17 protein-coding genes are annotated in these 17,812 nt (G+C 60.6%); 9 read left to right on the forward strand and 8 right to left on the reverse strand.

Annotated elements, in window-relative coordinates; genetic code table 11:
• Positions 1-103: 103 nt before the first annotated feature.
• Both mutY and CRO46_RS12635 read left to right on the forward strand, forming a co-directional pair.
• Entirely contained in the window at positions 104-1,201 is a 1,098-nt protein-coding gene (gene mutY, locus CRO46_RS12630) for an A/G-specific adenine glycosylase (protein ID WP_097108122.1), read from the forward strand.
• Complete coding sequence (locus CRO46_RS12635; RefSeq protein WP_097108123.1) at positions 1,198-1,830, forward strand: HAD family hydrolase; 633 nt, start codon at positions 1,198-1,200, stop codon at positions 1,828-1,830. Before mutY ends, CRO46_RS12635 begins: the two co-directional genes overlap by 4 nt.
• Before the next feature lie 128 nt (positions 1,831-1,958).
• On the opposite strand, the gene CRO46_RS12640 is transcribed toward CRO46_RS12635, so the two are convergent.
• The 3 genes from CRO46_RS12640 to CRO46_RS12650 form a co-directional block, all read right to left on the reverse strand.
• A complete protein-coding gene (locus CRO46_RS12640) occupies positions 1,959-2,117 on the reverse strand; it encodes a DUF3309 family protein (protein WP_097108124.1) in 159 nt (52 codons plus the stop codon).
• Positions 2,118-2,194: 77 nt separating this feature from the next.
• Complete coding sequence (locus CRO46_RS12645) at positions 2,195-3,313, reverse strand: AI-2E family transporter (protein ID WP_179759046.1); 1,119 nt, start codon at positions 3,311-3,313, stop codon at positions 2,195-2,197.
• Between the two features lie 446 nt (positions 3,314-3,759).
• Positions 3,760-4,893, reverse strand: coding sequence for a site-specific DNA-methyltransferase (locus tag CRO46_RS12650; protein WP_097108126.1), 1,134 nt, complete (start codon positions 4,891-4,893; stop codon positions 3,760-3,762).
• Between the two features lie 361 nt (positions 4,894-5,254).
• Here CRO46_RS12650 and CRO46_RS12655 point away from each other — a divergent pair, with 361 nt between their 5' ends.
• Positions 5,255-5,944 (forward strand): HAD family hydrolase, encoded by a 690-nt coding sequence (locus tag CRO46_RS12655; RefSeq protein WP_097108127.1) that lies wholly within the window; start codon positions 5,255-5,257, stop codon positions 5,942-5,944.
• A 36-nt stretch (positions 5,945-5,980) separates the two neighbouring features.
• On the opposite strand, the gene CRO46_RS12660 is transcribed toward CRO46_RS12655, so the two are convergent.
• Positions 5,981-6,538 carry a hypothetical protein gene (locus CRO46_RS12660; RefSeq protein WP_097108128.1) on the reverse strand — a complete coding sequence of 186 codons (558 nt, stop codon included), beginning with the start codon at positions 6,536-6,538 and terminating at the stop codon, positions 5,981-5,983.
• A 155-nt stretch (positions 6,539-6,693) separates the two neighbouring features.
• Here CRO46_RS12660 and thrC point away from each other — a divergent pair, with 155 nt between their 5' ends.
• Genes thrC through CRO46_RS12680 form a run of 4 tightly spaced genes read left to right on the forward strand, consistent with a single transcriptional unit; the run spans position 6,694 to position 12,986 of the window.
• Positions 6,694-8,097: a threonine synthase gene (thrC, locus tag CRO46_RS12665; RefSeq protein WP_179759047.1), complete on the forward strand. Its 1,404-nt coding sequence runs from the start codon at positions 6,694-6,696 to the stop codon at positions 8,095-8,097.
• An 18-nt stretch (positions 8,098-8,115) separates the two neighbouring features.
• Positions 8,116-9,414, forward strand: coding sequence for a M16 family metallopeptidase (locus CRO46_RS12670; protein WP_097108129.1), 1,299 nt, complete (start codon positions 8,116-8,118; stop codon positions 9,412-9,414).
• A 21-nt stretch (positions 9,415-9,435) separates the two neighbouring features.
• On the forward strand, positions 9,436-10,059 hold the full coding sequence (locus CRO46_RS12675; RefSeq protein WP_097108130.1) for a GNAT family N-acetyltransferase: 624 nt from the start codon (positions 9,436-9,438) through the stop codon (positions 10,057-10,059).
• Positions 10,056-12,986, forward strand: a complete 2,931-nt coding sequence (locus CRO46_RS12680; protein ID WP_097108131.1) for an EAL domain-containing protein — start codon at positions 10,056-10,058, stop codon at positions 12,984-12,986. Before CRO46_RS12675 ends, CRO46_RS12680 begins: the two co-directional genes overlap by 4 nt.
• A 113-nt stretch (positions 12,987-13,099) precedes the next feature.
• On the opposite strand, the gene CRO46_RS12685 is transcribed toward CRO46_RS12680, so the two are convergent.
• Positions 13,100-13,729 carry a YqgE/AlgH family protein gene (locus CRO46_RS12685; RefSeq protein ID WP_097108132.1) on the reverse strand — a complete coding sequence of 210 codons (630 nt, stop codon included), beginning with the start codon at positions 13,727-13,729 and terminating at the stop codon, positions 13,100-13,102.
• 275 nt (positions 13,730-14,004) lie between these two features.
• On the opposite strand from CRO46_RS12685, the gene CRO46_RS12690 reads away from it, so the two are divergent.
• Together CRO46_RS12690 and CRO46_RS12695 are read left to right on the forward strand one after the other, a co-directional pair.
• Positions 14,005-14,745 carry a protein-disulfide reductase DsbD domain-containing protein gene (locus CRO46_RS12690; protein ID WP_179759048.1) on the forward strand — a complete coding sequence of 247 codons (741 nt, stop codon included), beginning with the start codon at positions 14,005-14,007 and terminating at the stop codon, positions 14,743-14,745.
• A gap of 92 nt (positions 14,746-14,837) precedes the next feature.
• A complete protein-coding gene (locus CRO46_RS12695) occupies positions 14,838-15,323 on the forward strand; it encodes a peroxiredoxin (protein WP_097108134.1) in 486 nt (161 codons plus the stop codon).
• A gap of 48 nt (positions 15,324-15,371) precedes the next feature.
• On the opposite strand, the gene rnhA is transcribed toward CRO46_RS12695, so the two are convergent.
• Genes rnhA through ispH form a run of 3 tightly spaced genes read right to left on the reverse strand, consistent with a single transcriptional unit; the run spans position 15,372 to position 17,787 of the window.
• Positions 15,372-15,809, reverse strand: a complete 438-nt coding sequence (gene rnhA / locus CRO46_RS12700) for a ribonuclease HI (RefSeq protein ID WP_097108135.1) — start codon at positions 15,807-15,809, stop codon at positions 15,372-15,374.
• Positions 15,806-16,786 (reverse strand): homoserine kinase, encoded by a 981-nt coding sequence (locus CRO46_RS12705; RefSeq protein WP_097108136.1) that lies wholly within the window; start codon positions 16,784-16,786, stop codon positions 15,806-15,808. The genes rnhA and CRO46_RS12705 overlap by 4 nt, the downstream gene beginning before the upstream one ends.
• 2 nt (positions 16,787-16,788) lie before the next feature.
• Positions 16,789-17,787, reverse strand: a complete 999-nt coding sequence (ispH, locus tag CRO46_RS12710; RefSeq protein ID WP_097108137.1) for a 4-hydroxy-3-methylbut-2-enyl diphosphate reductase — start codon at positions 17,785-17,787, stop codon at positions 16,789-16,791.
• Positions 17,788-17,812 lie beyond the last annotated feature (25 nt).

Genomic DNA, 17,812 nt, shown 5'->3' on the forward strand with positions numbered 1-17,812 from the left:
CTGATTGCGCCGGGCCAATTGGCAGGACATGATCCGGCATTGTGTTTCTCTTGAAGCGCACTACTTCACAAGCATATTACCTTCCTATCGCTGCACGAGTTCAATGTCATCTGCCGAGCAACCCAAAACCGCGCATGAGATCGCGTCCGCGCTGCTTGCCTGGTACGACAAGCACGCCCGCGCGCTGCCTTGGAGGGTCAGCCCCACCGAGCGCAGCCAGGGGGTGGTGGCTGATCCCTACCGGGTCTGGCTGTCGGAGATCATGCTGCAGCAAACCACCGTGCAGGCGGTGAAGCCCTATTTCGAGAACTTTGCCACACGTTGGCCGACGGTTGCAGACCTCGCCGCTGCCAGCACGGAAGACGTGATGAAGGCCTGGGCCGGACTCGGATACTACTCCCGCGCCCGGAACCTGAAAAAATGTGCCGACGTCGTGGCGAACGAACATGGTGGGCGGTTTCCGCAGACCGAGGACGGGCTGCGCGCACTGCCCGGCATCGGCCCGTATACGGCCGCAGCGATCGCGGCGATTGCCTTCAATCAGCCGGCGGCCGTGGTCGACGGCAATATCGAGCGGGTGTTCACGCGGCTCTTCGAGATTTCAACGCCGCTGCCATCGGCGAAGGCCGAGATCCGCGAGGTGGTCGCCAGGGCCACACCCGCTTACCGCCCTGGTGACTTCGCACAAGCGCTGATGGATCTTGGCGCCACCATCTGCACGCCAAAGCGGCCGGCCTGTGCGCTGTGCCCGATCAATGAGCAGTGTCAGGCGCGGCAGTCGGGGAACCAGGAACAGTTTCCGGTAAAGCTGCCGAAGAAGGCCAAGCCGGTCCGCCTTGGCGCTGCGTTTGTTGCCGAGCGTGACGACGGAGAGGTGTTGCTGGTCAAGCGCCCGGATACCGGCCTGCTCGGCGGTATGACCGGTGTTCCCACAAGCAACTGGACAGTGCGTGCCGACGGCGAAACCGGTAGGAATGCAGCGCCATTCGAGGGGAACTGGCGCAGCAAGGGCGTGATTTCACATGTGTTTACACATTTTGAATTGCGGCTTGAGGTGTTTCATGCGGTTGTCACCCACAAGCCCGAACATGAGGGCTGGTGGAGTAACCCCGATTCGCTTCCTGGTGAAGCGCTGCCAACGGTGATGAAAAAGGCGCTGAGCGCGGCATTCCCGGGATTGTTCAAAAAAGGCAAGACATGAGCGAGACAAACAGGCCAGCGGCGCAACCAGTCCGGCACATCGTGTTCGACATCGGCAAGGTGCTTATCCATTACGATCCGAACATTCCCTACAGCCGGCTGATCCCCGATGAAGCGGAACGCGAGGCGTTCTTCGCCAATGTCTGCACCCATGAATGGAACCTTGAACAGGACCGGGGACGCAACTGGGACGAAGCCGAGGCGCTGCTGATTGCAGAACATCCGGACAAGGAGGACCTGATCCGCGCGTTTCGCCTGCACTGGCACGAGATGGTCAGCCACGCCTACCACGACAGTGTCGACATCATGCTTGACCTGATCCAGCAGGGCCGGGACGTGACCATGCTGACCAATTTTGCAGCCGACACGTTCAAACAGGCGCAGGAAATGTTTCCGTTCCTGAAAGTGCCGCGGGGTGTGACCGTGTCAGGCGAGATCGGCATGATCAAGCCGGACCGGGAGATCTATGACACGCATGCCAAGAGCTTCGGTCTGGACCCGGAAGCCTGCCTTTTCATTGACGACAGTGAAAAGAATGTCGAAGGCGCCGTCGCCGCGGGATGGCAGGCGGTGCATTTTACCGGTGCCGCAAAACTTCGCGAGGACTTGGCGCGTTTGGCCGGTTTTTGAGAGCTCCCGGTCTAGCGGGCCGCATCGGCGCGATAGCAAGATTGTGGTGCAACCTGCCCCTCGCGCACCTGGCCGGGCCTTCCCACCAGACGTCCGGCGGATCGAGCCGCCGGACGTCCATGTACGGGTCAGAGGTGTCCCAACAGCGCCAGAATGATGACGACCAACAGGACCAGCCCGAGAATGCCGGACGGGCCATAGCCCCAGTTGCGCGCGTGCGGCCATGTCGGCACGGCGCCGATCAGCAGGACGATCAGGATGATGATGAGCAGAGTTGAAATTGCCATGGCGATCACGCCCTCCGTTGTTGCAGTTGCCCGCAACAACACCTGAGCGGCAAGTTTGTTCCGCCACGGTTTATCGGTCAGGCAGGCCTGATCTCGTCCGGCCCATCGTGCACCTCCGCGGCCGGCCTACCCGAAAGGAACTGACCGAAAGCGTGCATCGATTCGAAGTTGTCGCAGAGCACCTTGATACCGACCAGAATGGGCACCGCCATCAAGGCTCCGAGCAGACCCCAGAGCCAGCCCCAGACCGTCACGGTCAGAAAAACGGCAACAATGTTGAGCTCGAGCCTGCGGCCCACGATCAGCGGTGTGAGAAAATTGCCTTCGATGGCGGTAAGACCGAAATAGATTGCAGGAGCAACCATGGCGGTTCCAAGTGTCGGATAGACCACCATCGCCGTGGCAGCGACCGCCGCGGTGCCAGCCCAAGCGCCTATGAAAGGAAGGAAATTCAGGACCGCGGCGATGCAGCCCCACATAACCGGGTTAGGCATTTCGTAAAGCCACAAACCAATGCCGATTGCGGTGCCCAAGCCGGCATTGATCAGGCTGATGGTGAACAGGTACCGCGACACCTGCCGTTCCACATCATAGATAACCCGCAAGGCCCGTTTCTTCTCGCTCAACAGCGGCATGATGGCGACGACCTTCTCGTAGAATAGGGTCCCGGTGGAAAGCAGGAGAAGAGCGAGGATCAGGGCGACCACGAAAGTGGTGAGACTGCTGAATGCGTTTGAAGCAGCGGCTGTGAGCAGGGCCGGCTGCTGGACGACAACCTTCTGGGCTTCCTCGGCATCGGTGCCCTGCGCCAGCGTCTCGACCTGTTCGGATGCCTCTTTGACGGCTTCGATCTCATCGCGGTATTCGGCAAATTTCGCCCGGATCTTGACGCCTGTTTCGGGCGCGGAGGCGATCAGATCGGTAATCGGCCCCGACATCGAGTAGGCGCCAAATCCAAGGCCGCCAGCGAGGCAAACTATTACCATAAAAGCAGAAACTCCAGCGGGAATGCCACGCTTTTCGGCAAAGCGGACAACCGGCCTCAAGGTCAGGGCGATCAACAGACCCAGAACCATCGGCATCACCACTTCCTGGGCCACGAACAGGACCTGGGCAATGATGACAATGAAGATGCCGATCAATACCCGCTTGATCGTCGTGATTTCCGGATGGCCGAGTGGCGACTGCACATTCATGATCAACCCCTCCCGAAAGGGGAAAGGCCACATCAGGCGCAGAATGTGACCAGCTTGCTAAACATTGAAACCGGGCGTCACACCGTCTCGCCCATCAGCTCTCTCGCAGACCTGTTGTCGGCGGACTGCGTTCCGTCGATCAACATTCGCATCCCCAGATCTCCGCTTTGCTCCGCCGAAAGCGGAGCTGGTCACGCAAAAGCTTTCTTGTTTGTCCAACGTCAGAGAAGGGATTTGGTTCAAACCAGATTGCACCAGGACGCAACGGCGGGACGGGTTGAAGCGGCGCGCGTTCGCAGAAGCGGTCGTGCCCGCTCGCTACCTGGAACTCTTTCGCCCTTCCCGGGACATAAAGCGGACGCCCGGGATGTGCGACACATCCCGGGCGCTGCATTACCGGCGGTGACTGAAGGTACTTGACGCCCGCCGGATCCGGTAAGCGGCACTCAGCCGGCGCGCGCCATTTCCAGGCGGATGCGGGCGCGAAACTCATCGATCAGCTTGAGACCATCCGGTGTCTCGATGTGCCAGAAGGTCCATCCATTGCAGGCGTCAAAACCCTGCACGATCGCCCCGACCTTGTGAATCGACCCGGCCTGACCATTGGCAACCAGCGTGCCATCGGCACGAACGATCGCCTGATGCTTGCGCTTGGCGTCGTGCAGCACATCGCCTGGCTTGATGTGACCGGCCTCGATCAGAACGTTGAAGGCGACGCGCGGTTCGGCGCGCTTGCCGGTCATAATTGTCAGTTCGTTCTTGCCCAGCGGCTCAACCGCGTCGATACGCGCGCGGGCGGCATCGATATAATCCTGCTCGCGTTCGATGCCGACGAAATGCCGGCCGAGACGACGGGCAACGGCTCCGGTGGTGCCGGAGCCGAAGAACGGATCAAGCACCACGTCACCGGGCTTGGAAGAAGCCATCAGCACGCGGGCGAGCAGCGCCTCGGGCTTCTGGGTCGGATGCACCTTCTTGCCGTCCTCGCCCTTGAGGCGCTCGGCGCCGGTGCAGATCGGAAACAGCCAGTCGGAGCGCATCTGCACATCGTCATTGGCGGCCTTCATGGCTTCGTAGTTGAAGGTGTAGCTCTTGGCGTCCTGGTCGCGCGAAGCCCAGATCATGGTCTCGTGGGCGTTCTGGAAGCGCCGCCCCCGGAAATTCGGCATCGGATTGGTCTTGCGCCAGACAACATCGTTAAGCAGCCAGAATCCAAGGTCCTGCAACTGCGTGCCGACGCGGAAGATGTTGTGGTAGGAACCGATCACCCAGATGGTGCCGTTGGGTTTGAGCACCCGGCGGCAAGCCAACAGCCAGGCGCGGGTGAAGGCGTCGTAGGCGGCGAAGCTTTCGAACTGGTCCCAGTGATCATTGACCGCGTCGACCATTGACTGGTCAGGACGGGCAAGATCGCCACCAAGCTGCAGATTGTAAGGCGGATCGGCGAATATGACGTCGACGGAGTTCGAGGGCAGCGCTTCGAGTGCCGCCACACAGTCCCCCTTGATGATGGTATCGAGCCACGACTGGCGCGTGTCATTGACGGCGGAAATTCCGGAAAGCGAAATAGGTCGGGCCATTTGATACTCACATTACTCAGACGCAACAACTGGGCATCATGGTTACCGAACAGGGTAAACATCTGATGAATGGAGAACCGCCTGGTGTGCCTAAAGTGTGCCGGGCCGCGGCCGTACAGGGATCGTTGCCTGGGCGGCGGGCGTACCGGTAAGGTCTCGCGGGATCGCATTTGGCACCGCAGTTTCAATGATTTCAGCCGCATAGCGATTTCCGAAGGAACCAGTCGGTGGTCTGTTCTTCACGGCTTGCGCATTTCGGTGCCGAGAGTTGAATTGTCCTGCACTTGTCTGCCGCCAAGCCATGCTGTAGGTCCGGGCGCATCTCCAAACTCCCCGCCTCCCCCAAAACAGGACCTTTTCCATGGCTGGTTTCGACCTCATCATCTTTGATTGCGACGGCGTTCTGGTCGACAGCGAAATCATTGCGGCGCAGGTAGAGTCAAAACTTCTCAGCGATGCCGGGTACCCGATCACGGCCGAAGAGCTGGCCGAGCGCTTTGCCGGCCTGACCTGGAAGGACATCCTTTTCGAAGTCGAGCGTGAGGCCAGCATTCCGTTCTCGGCCACATTACTTGATGCCTCCGAAACGCTGCTCGACAAGAAACTGGGCAAGGAAGTTCGTGCCATCGAAGGTGCGGTTCAGGCGATCGCGCGCATCCCCGGCCCGCGCTGCATCTGCTCGAACTCGTCGGCGCACCGGCTGAAGGCGATGCTGGCGCGGACCGGATTAAACCGGCTGTTCGGCGCGCATGTCTATTCGGCCAAGGAACTCGGTGAAGGCCGCACGAAACCGGCTCCGGATGTGTTTCTGCATGGCGCCAAACAGTTTGATGCCAAGCCTGGCAATGTGCTGGTGATCGAGGATTCGGTGCACGGCGTCCACGGGGCAGTGGCTGCGGGCATGCGTGTTGTCGGCTTCACCGGCGGTTCCCACAGCTATCCAGGCCATGCCGACCAGTTGACTGAAGCGGGAGCCGAGACCGTGGTCAGCCGGATGGCGGATCTCCCGCCCACCGTGGAAGCTCTTGCCGGCTGGTCCGAACTGCTCTGAACAGGCCGACGGCTTTCAGACGTTATGCAGACGGGATCAAGGCGTGTTGTATGGCCCTGGATCGAAACCGGCATAGAGCTTGGCAGTGCGCGAGGCTGAGGCCGGGAACGTGACGGTGGCGTTGGTGTAGATGAATTGCTCGGCGGGTCCGCCCTCGACGATCGAGACCGGGTGCTTCTGCAGCTCCGAATAGAGAACCGACTCGCCATCGAGGACGGCTACGCGGAACGGCAGTTCAACCACACCGGTCTTGGCCTGCGGGCCGCCAACCACGCGCCCGGAAACCACGACCGTCATCACCAGCTGATCGCCACTGATGCGGCACTGGCGTGTGGTGTCACTTATCGACGCCTGGTGGACTATCTTGGCCGCATCGCCATCGCCGCCCTTGGAATAGGTGGTGTAGTAGGCCGTGCCTTCGCGGAGGGTGACGACCGGACAGGCGCCCTGCACCACCGCTGCGTTCACCGCCGCATCAACCGCCGGCTGCTGGTTGGCGCCGCCAAGCACTGACTGGGGGCCGGCGGCAGTGCAGCCGGCAATTAGCGCAGCGCTGATCAAAACCGGGGCGATACGCAAACAACTTTGTGACACGATAACCTACCTTCATTCACCCGATGCAAAAGACCACCCCTCCTACAGGTGTGTGGCCTTTGCATGACGACCGCCCATGGTCTATATCAGCCGCGCGGCGGAAAATCGACCGGCGTTATCTCATCTTGCGCGATCCGCGTCCACCACCGGAGAACATGTCTGTGGACTATATTTCGACACGGGGCGAAGCACCCGCACTCAAGTTCAGCGATGCGCTTCTGGCCGGTCTCGCCCGCGATGGCGGCCTGTATGTGCCGCGGGAATGGCCGCAATTTTCCCGCAAGGAGATCCGGGCCTTGCGCGGCCTGAGCTACCAGGAAATCGCCTACCGGGTAATCGAGCCGTTTACGGCCGGTGAAATCGAGCCGGAAGCGCTTCGCTCGATGATCAACGAGGCCTATGCGACCTTCCGTCATCCGGCAGTCGCTCCGCTCGTGCAGAGTGGCCCGAATTCCTTCGTGCTCGAGCTGTTTCACGGCCCGACGCTAGCCTTCAAGGATGTGGCCATGCAGCTGATCGCCCGGCTGATGGACCACGTGCTGGCCAAGCGCGGCGAGCGGGCAACGATTGTTGGCGCGACATCGGGCGATACCGGAGGGGCTGCGATCGACGCCTTTGCCGGCCGTGACCGGACCGATATCTTCATTCTGTTTCCCGAAGGCCGGGTGTCACCGGTACAGCAGCGGCAGATGACGACGTCCACGGCATCCAACGTCCATGCGTTGGCGCTCAAGGGCAATTTCGACGATTGCCAGGATCTGGTCAAAGCCATGTTCAACCATGCCGGATTCCGCGACCAGGTGCGCCTGTCCGGCGTCAACTCCATCAACTGGGCACGGATCATGGCCCAGATCGTCTATTATTTCACATCCGCGGTTTCGCTCGGTGCGCCGGACCGAAAAGTCTCGTTTACCGTGCCGACCGGCAATTTCGGAGATATTTTCGCCGGCTATTGCGCCAAGCGGATGGGATTGCCGGTTGCCAGGCTGGTGATCGCGACAAACGAGAATGACATTCTCGCCCGCACCATGAGAACCGGGCGCTACGAGATGCGCGGCGTCAGCCCGACCACCTCGCCATCCATGGACATCCAGATCTCGTCCAACTTCGAACGGCTGCTGTTTGATGCCCACGACCGTGACGCCGAAGCCGTCCGCCGGGCCATGGGCGGACTGAAGCAATCGGGTGCCTTCGACATTGCCGAGCCGGCGCTCAAGACCATTCGCAAGGAGTTCCGGGCCGGCCGGGCGAGTGAACGCCAGGTCAAGGCGATGATCCGCGATGTGCAGGCCGAAACCGGCTACGTGCTCGATCCGCATACCGCCGTCGCCGTTCATGTTGCCGCGCGAATGGAAAAACCAACGGCGGCGATGATCACATTGTCAACCGCGCATCCGGCCAAGTTCCCGGAGGCCGTAAAAAACGCCTGTGGTATTGACCCCGCGCTCCCGTCGTGGCTCTCTGACCTGATGCAACGGGAGGAACGGTTCAGCGTCGTGCCCAACGACCAGGATGCGGTTGAAAGCCATATTCTGTCACTCACACGGGCCACGCGATGAGCCGGGGAAAGTGACATTATGACAGTCAAGACGACACGCCTGAGCAACGGTGTCACGGTGGTAACCGAGACAATGCCGCACCTGGAGAGCGTGGCTCTCGGTGTCTGGGTAAAATCCGGTTCCCGCGACGAAAGTCCGCAAGAGCACGGTATCGCGCATCTGCTTGAACACATGGCGTTCAAGGGAACGCACAAGCGCAGCGCCCGGCAGATCGCTGAAGAGATCGAAAATGTCGGCGGTGAGGTCAACGCTGCGACCTCGACCGAAACCACTGCCTATTACGCCCGCGTGCTCAAGGACAACGTGCCGCTCGCAGTCGACATCCTGCATGACATCCTGACCAATTCAGTTTTCGACGAGGCTGAACTGACGCGCGAAAAACATGTCATCCTGCAGGAAATCGGTGCGGCCAACGATACGCCGGACGATGTTGTCTACGACAAGTTCACTGAAGCGGCCTTCCGCGACCAGACCATCGGCCGGCCGATCCTGGGCACACCCGAGACGGTGAAGGCGTTTACACCGGACCAGATCCGGTCCTATCTCACGCGCCACTATACCGGTGACCGCATCGTCGTAGTTGCCGCAGGTCATGTCGATCATGAAGCCTTCGTCAAACTGATCGACGACAGCTTCGGCAAGACCATCAAACCGACAGGCAAACTTTTGCGGACCATTCCGACCGCGAGCTATACTGGTGGCGATTACCGCGAGGCCCGCGACCTGATGGACGCACAGGTGCTGATCGGCTTCGAAGGCCGTGCCTATCAGGTACGGGACTTCTACTGCTCGCAGCTGCTTGCAAACATTCTGGGCGGCGGCATGTCGTCACGGCTGTTTCAGGAAGTGCGGGAAAAACGCGGCCTTTGCTACTCGGTCTACGCCTTTCACTGGGGCTTTTCGGATTCGGGATTGTTCGGCGTCCACGCAGCGACTGGCGCAGAGGATCTCGAAGAGCTGGTCCCGGTGATCCTGTCCGAACTCGCCAAGACGGCTGACGGGGTCGAGGAGCAGGAAATCAACCGGTCACGGGCGCAGGTCCGCTCCGGTCTGCTGATGGCGCAGGAGAGCCCGGCTGCGCGGGCGAGCCAGATTGCACGCCAGATGCTGCTGTTCGGCCGCCCGGTGAGCAATGATGAACTGATGGAACGCCTGGCCAATCTCACGCCGCAGAGACTGTCCGATCTTGCCGGCAAGCTGTTTTTCGATACGCCCATTACCGTGTCGGCCATCGGGCCGGTGGACAAGCTCCTGAAGGTCTCCGACATGGCGCAGCTGCTTGGCCAGCACGGCGGGCGAACGGCCGCGGCCGAATAAAGCCCGAGGATTTTCTCTATCATGGCGCATCCGGTGTTTCGATTCCGCAGCCGGACCCAGGAAGACTTCCGGATCGAAGGGCGCACGACCTTTCTCCGCTACCCGGTGATCGGCGATTTTTCCGAATGGAGCCGGTTGCGCGCGGAGAGCCGGGTTTTCCTCGAACCCTGGGAGCCGAGCTGGGCCGACGACGAACTGACGCGTTCCGCCTTTCGTTACCGGATCCGCCGCTACGAAACCGATCGCGAAGCCGGCGTGGCACTGCCGCTGTTTGTCTGCCTGAAAGGCAGCGGGCGTATCGTCGGAGGTGCGACGCTGAACTCGATCAAGCGCGGCGTGGCGCAAAGCTGCGCGCTCGGCTACTGGATGGGAGAACAACATGCCGGCAAGGGCCTGATGGCCGATGCGCTTAATGGTCTCATTCCCCATGTCTTTGGCCGGATGCAGTTGCACCGGATAGAGGCGGCCTGTATTCCCGAGAACTCAAGAAGTCAGCGCCTCCTTGAAAAGGTCGGTTTTCAGCGTGAGGGATATTTGAGCGGCTATCTGAAAATCAACGGCGCCTGGCGTGATCATCTGCTCTACGCGCTGATTGCCGAGGATTGGCAGTCCATACGCGCGAAAGGACCCGGTTCCGGCGAATGAGTTACGATTTCCGTTTCAATCCAGGAAGACGCCTCGGCGCTTTGGCAGGCACTTGGGTTCAGGCAGCGCTGAGCCTGCTTGTGGTGTTCGTGGTGCTGGGGTATGCGCCGGCTGCGCAGGCGATCGAGCCGGTCAAGATCAGCCGCGAAGACACCGCGCTTGACCTGACAGCAACGACCGAAGTCTACAAGCGCCGCGGTGAAGCCTTCCAGGTGTCGACGGCCGCAGGGGCTGACGGTATCGTCCGACGGATCGAGGTGCGCTCCAGCTCTCCCGAACATTCAGGCGACTGGGCGGTGTTTGCGCTTGCAAATGTCACCGACGAGCAGATCGACCGCCTGATCGTTGCTCCACATTTCCGGCTGGTCGGGTCGGGTCTGTTTTGGCCCGATCTCGGTTCCACCCGGATTCTCAGCATCACGCCCAGCGAGGGCTTTGCGCTCGACCAGATCGAAAACAGCGAGGACGATGTCTTCCGCATCACCCTCAACCCGGGCACTGTGATCACATTCGTGGCTGAACTGGCGTCCCCGGAGCTGCCACAGCTCTACCTGTGGGAACCGGAAGCCTACAAGGACACGGTCAATGCCTACACGCTTTACCGCGGCGTTGTGCTGGGAATTGCAGGTCTTCTGGCAGTGTTTCTGACCATCCTGTTCGTGGTGAAAGGTACCTCGATGCTGCCGGCCACGGCGGCGCTCGCCTGGGCGGTGCTGGCTTATGTGTCGGTTGATTTCGGGTTTCTGTCGAAACTCATCAGTGTCACCCCAGGTGACGAGCGGATCTGGCGCTCGGGCACAGAGGTGCTGCTGGCGACCGGGCTGGTGGTGTTCCTGTTTACCTACCTCAACCTCAATCGCTGGCATACCAACCTGTCTTACGTAACGGTGGCCTGGATCCTGGGATTGGGAGCGCTGTTTGCGGTGGCAATCTATGACCCGCAGCTGGCATCAGGGATCGCCCGCATGTCGTTTGCCGCAACGGCGGTGGCCGGGGTGGCACTGATCGCCTATCTCGGCTTCAACCGCTACGACCGGGCGGTCATGCTGATCCCGACATGGGCGCTGATACTATGCTGGTTGTTTGGCGCCTGGCTGACGGTAACGGGACAGCTGGCCAACGACATCGTGCAGCCAGCCCTTGGCGGCGGACTGGTGCTTATCGTTTTGCTGATGGGATTTACCGTTATGCAGCACGCCTTTGCCGGCGGCGCCTATCACCAGGGCCTGTTCTCCGACATGGAACGCCAGGCCATGGCGCTGGCTGGATCGGGCGACACGGTGTGGGACTGGGACGTGGTCCGCGACCGGGTCGTTACCTCCCCTGATCTCTCTCCGCAACTGGGGCTTTCACCCGGCGCGCTCGCAGGGCCTGCGCGCAACTGGCTGCCGCGAATTCATGCTGATGACCGCGACCGCTTCCGCACCACGCTCGATGTCTTGCTTGAGCACCGCAAGGGCCGGCTAAATCATCAGTTCCGGATGCGCGCCGAGGATGGCCATTACCACTGGATGGCGCTCAGGGCGCGGCCGGTGCTGGGCTCCAACAGCGAAGTCATCCGCTGCGTCGGCACCATCATCGATGTAACCGAACAGAAGACCTCCGAGGACCGGCTGCTGCACAATGCGGTGCATGACAATCTGACCGGCCTGCCGAACCGGCAATTGTTTCTCGACCGGCTCGAAACCGTCATCAGCCTGGCCGAACTCAATCCGAATGTTCGTCCCAGCGTGTTCATGATTGACCTCGACCGCTTCAAGCAGGTCAATGACAAGCTGGGCATGTCGGTTGGCGATACCATCCTGCTGGCCCTGACACGCCGCCTCAAGCGGTTGCTCAAGCCGCAAGACACCCTGGCGCGGATTTCGGGAGACCAGTTCGGCCTGGTGCTGGTTTCGGAGCGTGACGCCGTCAAGGTCGCAGCCGTGGCCGAGGCGATTTCCAAGGCTATTTCCGCGCCGATCGATTTTGCCGGACAGGACATCCGGTTGACGGCTTCGATCGGACTTGTGACCTGGGTCGAAAACAACGCCATCCCCGCCGACCTGGTGAAGGACGCCGAACTGGCGATGTACCAGGCCAAGCGCTTTGGCGGCAACCGGATCGAGCCGTTCCGCCCGGCTTTCCGGACCGTGGGTTCCGACAGGCAACGGCTGGAAAGCGATTTGCGGCGGGCGCTGGAGCGCAATGAGCTGTCACTGGTCTACCAGCCGATCGTGGAGTTGAAGGATGCCGAGGTCGCAGGCTTCGAAGCGCTGCTGCGCTGGGAAGACCCCAAGCGGGGAACGGTGCCTCCGTCAGAATTCATACCGGTGGCTGAAGCATCCGAGCTGATCCTGGAACTGGGCATGTTCTCGCTCAGGCGCGCCGCTGAAGACCTGGCGCAATGGCAGGCGGCAATCGGCGAGCTTCCCGTCTTCATGTCGGTCAATCTTTCCAGCGCGCAATTGCTCAAGAGCGACTTGTGCAACGATGTGATCAAGGTCATTTCCGCAGCACAGACTGACCCGGCGCATTTCCGGCTTGAGCTGACCGAATCCCTGGTCATGCACAATCCGCAGCAGGCCCTGATGACCCTGTCGCGGCTGGCTGACGCCGGCATCGGTCTCACGCTGGACGATTTCGGAACCGGACATTCCTCGCTGTCCTACCTGACGCGGTTCCCGTTCAAGACCATCAAGATCGACAAGTCACTGGTGATCGACCAGTCCGACAAGGGCGGCATTCTCATCCGCTCGATCGTCAACCTTGCCAAACGGCTGGACATGCAGGTTGTTGCAGAAGGCGTTGCCTCCGAGACAGATGCGATGACGCTTTCGGAAATCGGTTGCGACTTCGGCCAGAGCTTCCTGTTCGGCCCGCCGATAGGCAGCGAGTCGGTGCAGAAGCTGCTTCGCGAACGGTTTCCGGTGGCCAAGCCGAACTGAAGGCTGCTTACAGTCGACGCTGCCCAGTTCCACCAGTTGACAGACGCTCATATGCCCTTTCAGAGCGTTACAGCGGCCTTTGTGCATCCAATTGGTTGTGCAGCGCTGTCATGTCAGGCGTGACCGGCCTGGTTGGACAACATCGCCGGATGGATGCCCATATGAGCCAGCACCCGGTCGTATTTCCCGGAATGATCCTGATCGAAGACGATATCGTCGCGCCCGGGACAGCTGAGCCAGGTGTTGGTAGCGATTTCGGTCTCAAGCTGACCGGCTGCCCAGCCGGCATAGCCGAGCAGCATGATCCCCCGCCGCGGCCCGCGACCATCCTTGATGGCGCGGAGGATGTCGACGGTGGCCGTGAGGCACAGGTCGTCATTGATTGGCATTGTGGATTCGCTCATGTAGTCGTCGGAATGGAGCACAAACCCACGTCCGGAATCAACCGGCCCGCCGATCTGGATAGGGAAGTCTCGCGCGCATTCGCTCACATTATGCTTCAGGCTCTCTCGCTCACCTGTTCCCGTGGCGCTGTCAAGATCGAGATTGTCGAGCAATTCGTGGAATTGAACCGGCTGCGGGCGATTGAGGATGAAACCCATGGCACCATCCTCCGAATGGGCACAGATAAAGATGACGGTGCGTTCAAAACGCTCGTCATTCATGCCCGGCATGGCGATCAGGAAATGTCCGTCCAGACATCCCCGGCTTGCGCGAGACAGCTGTTTTTCGATCCCTAACATCAGTCAAGCCTAGCAAGTTTCAGTATTTTGGAAAGTCCCTTCATGCAGATGAATGACCATATGGGACGCTCACGGAAAAATGACACAAGCCGGGGTCTGTTGATTGGATTTGAAGCACAGTCCTCCGCTAGATTGCCGGCATGTTCAAACATCACCTGTATCACGTTTACCGACTGCTGACATCTGCTCTCCTGGCACTGGCCGCGGCACTGCCTCTCGGTTCCATTCCCGCCTGGTCACTGGACAGCGGCTGGGCCGAAACCGAAGGCGGACGCATGCGGCTGGTGGTCGACCCGGTCGTCCGTGACGACGGCACCATCAGGGGTATCCTGGATGTTGCGCTGGATCCCGGCTGGAAGACCTATTGGCGCGACCCGGGCAGCGCCGGTATTCCGCCGACGCTTGATTTCTCGCAAAGCCAAGGTATCGACTTCGACAAGATGGAATATCCCGCCCCCGTCCGTGTCGATGATGGATATTCAGTCTGGGCGGGGTACACCGCTCCGGTCCAGTTCCCGTTGACCTTTCGGCGGACGCTCTCCGGCGAAGCGCGCATTCACGCGCAGGCATTTATCGGCATCTGCGAGAAGATCTGTGTCCCCTTTCAGGCCGAGCTGACCGTCGAGCTGCCTCGGAACCAAGCCGCCGGGGATCCGGACAGCGAAGCCGTCCATGCCGCATTCGCGCATTTGCCCGAGCCCGCCGGCGTTGATTTCAGCATCGAAACTGCAAGTCTCGATCTGAACAGCAAGCAGCTCGACGTCACGGCCAGTTTGCCGGCGTTCCGACCCTTGAACGCTAACGCGGAGTTGTTTGTCGCCGGACCGCAGGGGTTTGCCTTCGGTCCTCCGAAACTCGTACGAGATACAGGCGGCGTGGCCGAATGGACAGTACGGGTCGACCCGCCGGCCGGGTTCGGGAAGAATTCAGAAAAAATGGATCTCGATGTGGTCATAACGCTCGGCCAAAGGGCTATAGAACAGCGTGTCACGGTCAATCCCGGCGCCGACAAGTGATCAATCCCGTGGATATCGCGAGCAGGACTCGATATTTCCGGCGCTCTGCCTAGATTGAGGCTGACATCAAATCCACGCAAGGGAGCGCTGACATGACGATTTCAATTGGGGACAAACTGCCCGACGCCACGTTCAAGGAAAAGACCGCCGATGGGATGACCGAGACGACCACCAGCGATCTGTTTGCCGGCAGGAAAGTCGTGCTGTTTGCTGTACCGGGCGCCTTCACGCCGACCTGCCATCTCAACCACCTGCCAGGTTACCTGGAAAATCGCGATGCGATCCTGGCCAAGGGTGTCGATGACATCGCCGTGGTCTCCGTCAACGATGCCTTCGTCATGGGTGCCTGGGAAAAGGCCACCAACGGCACCGGCAAGCTGCGATACCTGTCGGACTGGGATGCCAGCTTCACCAAGGCAATCGGCATGGAAGCCGATCTTTCGGCGGGCACGCTGGGGATTCGATCGAAACGCTATTCGATGATCGTGGAAGACGGCACCGTAACCGCGCTCAATATCGAGGATACGCCCGGCACGGCTGTGACATCCGGTGCCGCAGCACTGATCGAACAGCTCTGATCTTTTCCGATTATTCCGGGACTTGAACGGCGCTCAATGGGGCGCCGTTTACTTTTTGAACGGAGCCATGCCCGCACGCGCCAATTCATCGGCACGTTCGTTTTCCGGATGACCGGCATGCCCTTTGACCCAGTGCCACTTGACCTTGTGGCGCTGGTTGGCCTGGTCCAGCGCCTGCCAAAGCTCGGCGTTCTTGACCGGCTTCTTGCCCGCGGTCTTCCAGCCGTTCTTCTTCCAGCCGAATATCCATTTGGAAATGCCGTCCATGACATATTTGCTGTCGGTGTAGAGATCGACCTCGCAGGCGCTCTTGAGCGCGTTCAGCGCCGAGATCGCGCCAAGCAGTTCCATGCGGTTGTTGGTGGTCACCGCCTCGCCGCCGGACATTTCCTTTACATTCTCGCCATGGCGGAGGATGGCTCCCCAGCCCCCCGGGCCAGGGTTGCCCGAGCAGGCACCGTCGGTGAAAATCTCAACATGCTTCAAGATATCAAGTCCTTGGCGCGAAGTCCGTATTCGGAGCCAGAGGCAACTTGGCGGTGGAAGCGCAGCTTGCGCAGATACTCGATTGGATCCTTCTTGACCACCAAAGCACCTTCAGGTGTGGTCAGCCAGTCATGGAGCCGGGTCAGAAAGAAGCGCAGGGCTGCGCCGCGGGCGAGCAGCGGCAGAGCCCCGGCTTCCGCCGGCTGCAGCGGACGGACCGTGTTGTAGCCGTCAATCAACGCCATGCCCTTGGTGTGGTTGAACGCGCCGTCGGCCTCGAAGCACCAGGCGTTAAGGCAGATGGCGACGTCATAGGCAAAGAAATCATTGCAGGCGAAATAGAAATCGATCAGCCCCGACAAGCGGTCCTCGATGAAGAACACGTTGTCGGGAAACAAATCGGCATGGATGACGCCTTCAGGCAGACCGGAGGGCCAGTTCTGCTCCAAAGCCGCCAATTCCTCGTCGATCTCGTCGCGCAGGCCCGGCTGAACCTCGTCCGCGCGTTCCCGCGAGCCTTCCCAGAGTGGCCGCCAGTCAGTGACCGTCAATCCGTTTTTGCGGCGAATGGCAAAATCGTGTCCGGCGTTATGCATTTCGGCCAGCGCACGGCCGACCTCGCGGCAATGCTGGACCTGGGGCTTGCGCAACCAGGCTCCATCAAGGAATGACACCATGGCGGCCGGACGTCCCGCCAGTTCACCCAGATGACCACCGCCACGGCGCTCGATCGGCAGCGGACAGCTCAGGCCCTTGAGTGCCAGGTGATCCATCAGGCCGATGAAAAACGGCAAGTCGTCCCGGTTCACCCGCTTCTCGTAGAGCGTGAGGATGTAGGTGCCGCCACTGGTGCGGAGCAGGAAATTGGAATTCTCGACCCCTTCGGCAATGCCCTTGTAGGACAACAGCGTGCCGACATCATACTCAGCAAGGAAGGCCCTGAGCTGGTCCTCGTTCACATCCGTATAAACGGCCATACTCAACGCACTCCGTTGACAAATGCCATGTCGGCAGTGGTCAGTTCCACGTCGCGGAGTTCGCGGTTGACCAGAAAATTCTCGGTTTCCTGCACTGTCTCGGCCAGCTCGATGGTGGCATCGAACCGGGCCTTGAAGGCGTCGATGATCTCGGCGACCACGACTTCGGGTGCGGATGCGCCGGCAGACAGGCCGAGCAGGCGAATGTCGCCGATGGCATCCCAGTCGATCTCATGGGCGCGCTGCAGCAGGATGGACTTCTTTGCCCCGGCCTTCAGCGCCACTTCGACCAGCCGCTTGGAATTGGACGAATTGGGAGCGCCGACGACCACGAACAGGTCGCAGCCGGGTGCCGCCTGCTTGACCGCATCCTGCCGGTTGGTGGTGGCGTAGCAGATCGATTCCGCAGCCGGTGCCGTAATTTGAGGAAATTTGGCGTGAAGCCGGGCAATCACATCTGCCGTGTCATCCACCGACAGCGTGGTCTGGGTGACAAACCCGAGTGCCGAAGGATCTGCGGGTTCGAAGGCATCCACATCCGCCACGGTCTCGACCAGCGTCACGGCGCCGGGCGGCAGTTGCCCCATGGTGCCGATCACCTCGGGATGCCCCTTGTGGCCGATCAGCACCACATGACGGCCCAGACGCTCATGCCGCATGGCCTGCTTGTGCACCTTGGAAACCAGCGGACAGGTGGCATCGAGGTAAAACAGATTGCGCGCCTCGGCATCGGCCGGAACCGACTTGGCAACGCCGTGAGCGGAAAAGATCACCGGTTGGGCGTGATGCTCCTGCGGGATCTCATCGAGTTCCTCGACAAAGATCGCACCCAGCGCTTCCAGGCCTTCAACCACGAAACGGTTGTGAACGATCTCGTGCCGGACATAGACCGGCGCACCGTATTTCTTCAGCGCCAGCACGACGATCTGGATGGCGCGGTCGACACCGGCGCAAAATCCGCGCGGACCACATAGCCTGATTGTCAGTGGAGTTTTGTTCATCGGCTTACCAACAGTTTCATTCAGC

The organism is Parahoeflea halophila (genome assembly GCF_900220985.1).
Classification (GTDB): Bacteria; Pseudomonadota; Alphaproteobacteria; order Rhizobiales; family Rhizobiaceae; genus Hoeflea; species Hoeflea halophila.

What these genes read in the sequence shown, in the direction of transcription:
- mutY (WP_097108122.1), top strand. Translation starts at nt 104, where the DNA reads ATGTCATCTGCCGAGCAACCCAAAACCGCGCATGAGATCGCGTCCGCG.
- CRO46_RS12635 (WP_097108123.1), top strand. Translation starts at nt 1,198, where the DNA reads ATGAGCGAGACAAACAGGCCAGCGGCGCAACCAGTCCGGCACATCGTG.
- CRO46_RS12640 (WP_097108124.1), bottom strand. Translation starts at nt 2,117, where the DNA reads ATGGCAATTTCAACTCTGCTCATCATCATCCTGATCGTCCTGCTGATC.
- CRO46_RS12645 (WP_179759046.1), bottom strand. Translation starts at nt 3,313, where the DNA reads ATGAATGTGCAGTCGCCACTCGGCCATCCGGAAATCACGACGATCAAG.
- CRO46_RS12650 (WP_097108126.1), bottom strand. Translation starts at nt 4,893, where the DNA reads ATGGCCCGACCTATTTCGCTTTCCGGAATTTCCGCCGTCAATGACACG.
- CRO46_RS12655 (WP_097108127.1), top strand. Translation starts at nt 5,255, where the DNA reads ATGGCTGGTTTCGACCTCATCATCTTTGATTGCGACGGCGTTCTGGTC.
- thrC (WP_179759047.1), top strand. Translation starts at nt 6,694, where the DNA reads ATGTCTGTGGACTATATTTCGACACGGGGCGAAGCACCCGCACTCAAG.
- CRO46_RS12670 (WP_097108129.1), top strand. Translation starts at nt 8,116, where the DNA reads ATGACAGTCAAGACGACACGCCTGAGCAACGGTGTCACGGTGGTAACC.
- CRO46_RS12675 (WP_097108130.1), top strand. Translation starts at nt 9,436, where the DNA reads ATGGCGCATCCGGTGTTTCGATTCCGCAGCCGGACCCAGGAAGACTTC.
- CRO46_RS12680 (WP_097108131.1), top strand. Translation starts at nt 10,056, where the DNA reads ATGAGTTACGATTTCCGTTTCAATCCAGGAAGACGCCTCGGCGCTTTG.
- CRO46_RS12685 (WP_097108132.1), bottom strand. Translation starts at nt 13,729, where the DNA reads ATGTTAGGGATCGAAAAACAGCTGTCTCGCGCAAGCCGGGGATGTCTG.
- CRO46_RS12690 (WP_179759048.1), top strand. Translation starts at nt 14,005, where the DNA reads ATGCGGCTGGTGGTCGACCCGGTCGTCCGTGACGACGGCACCATCAGG.
- CRO46_RS12695 (WP_097108134.1), top strand. Translation starts at nt 14,838, where the DNA reads ATGACGATTTCAATTGGGGACAAACTGCCCGACGCCACGTTCAAGGAA.
- CRO46_RS12705 (WP_097108136.1), bottom strand. Translation starts at nt 16,786, where the DNA reads ATGGCCGTTTATACGGATGTGAACGAGGACCAGCTCAGGGCCTTCCTT.
- ispH (WP_097108137.1), bottom strand. Translation starts at nt 17,787, where the DNA reads ATGAACAAAACTCCACTGACAATCAGGCTATGTGGTCCGCGCGGATTT.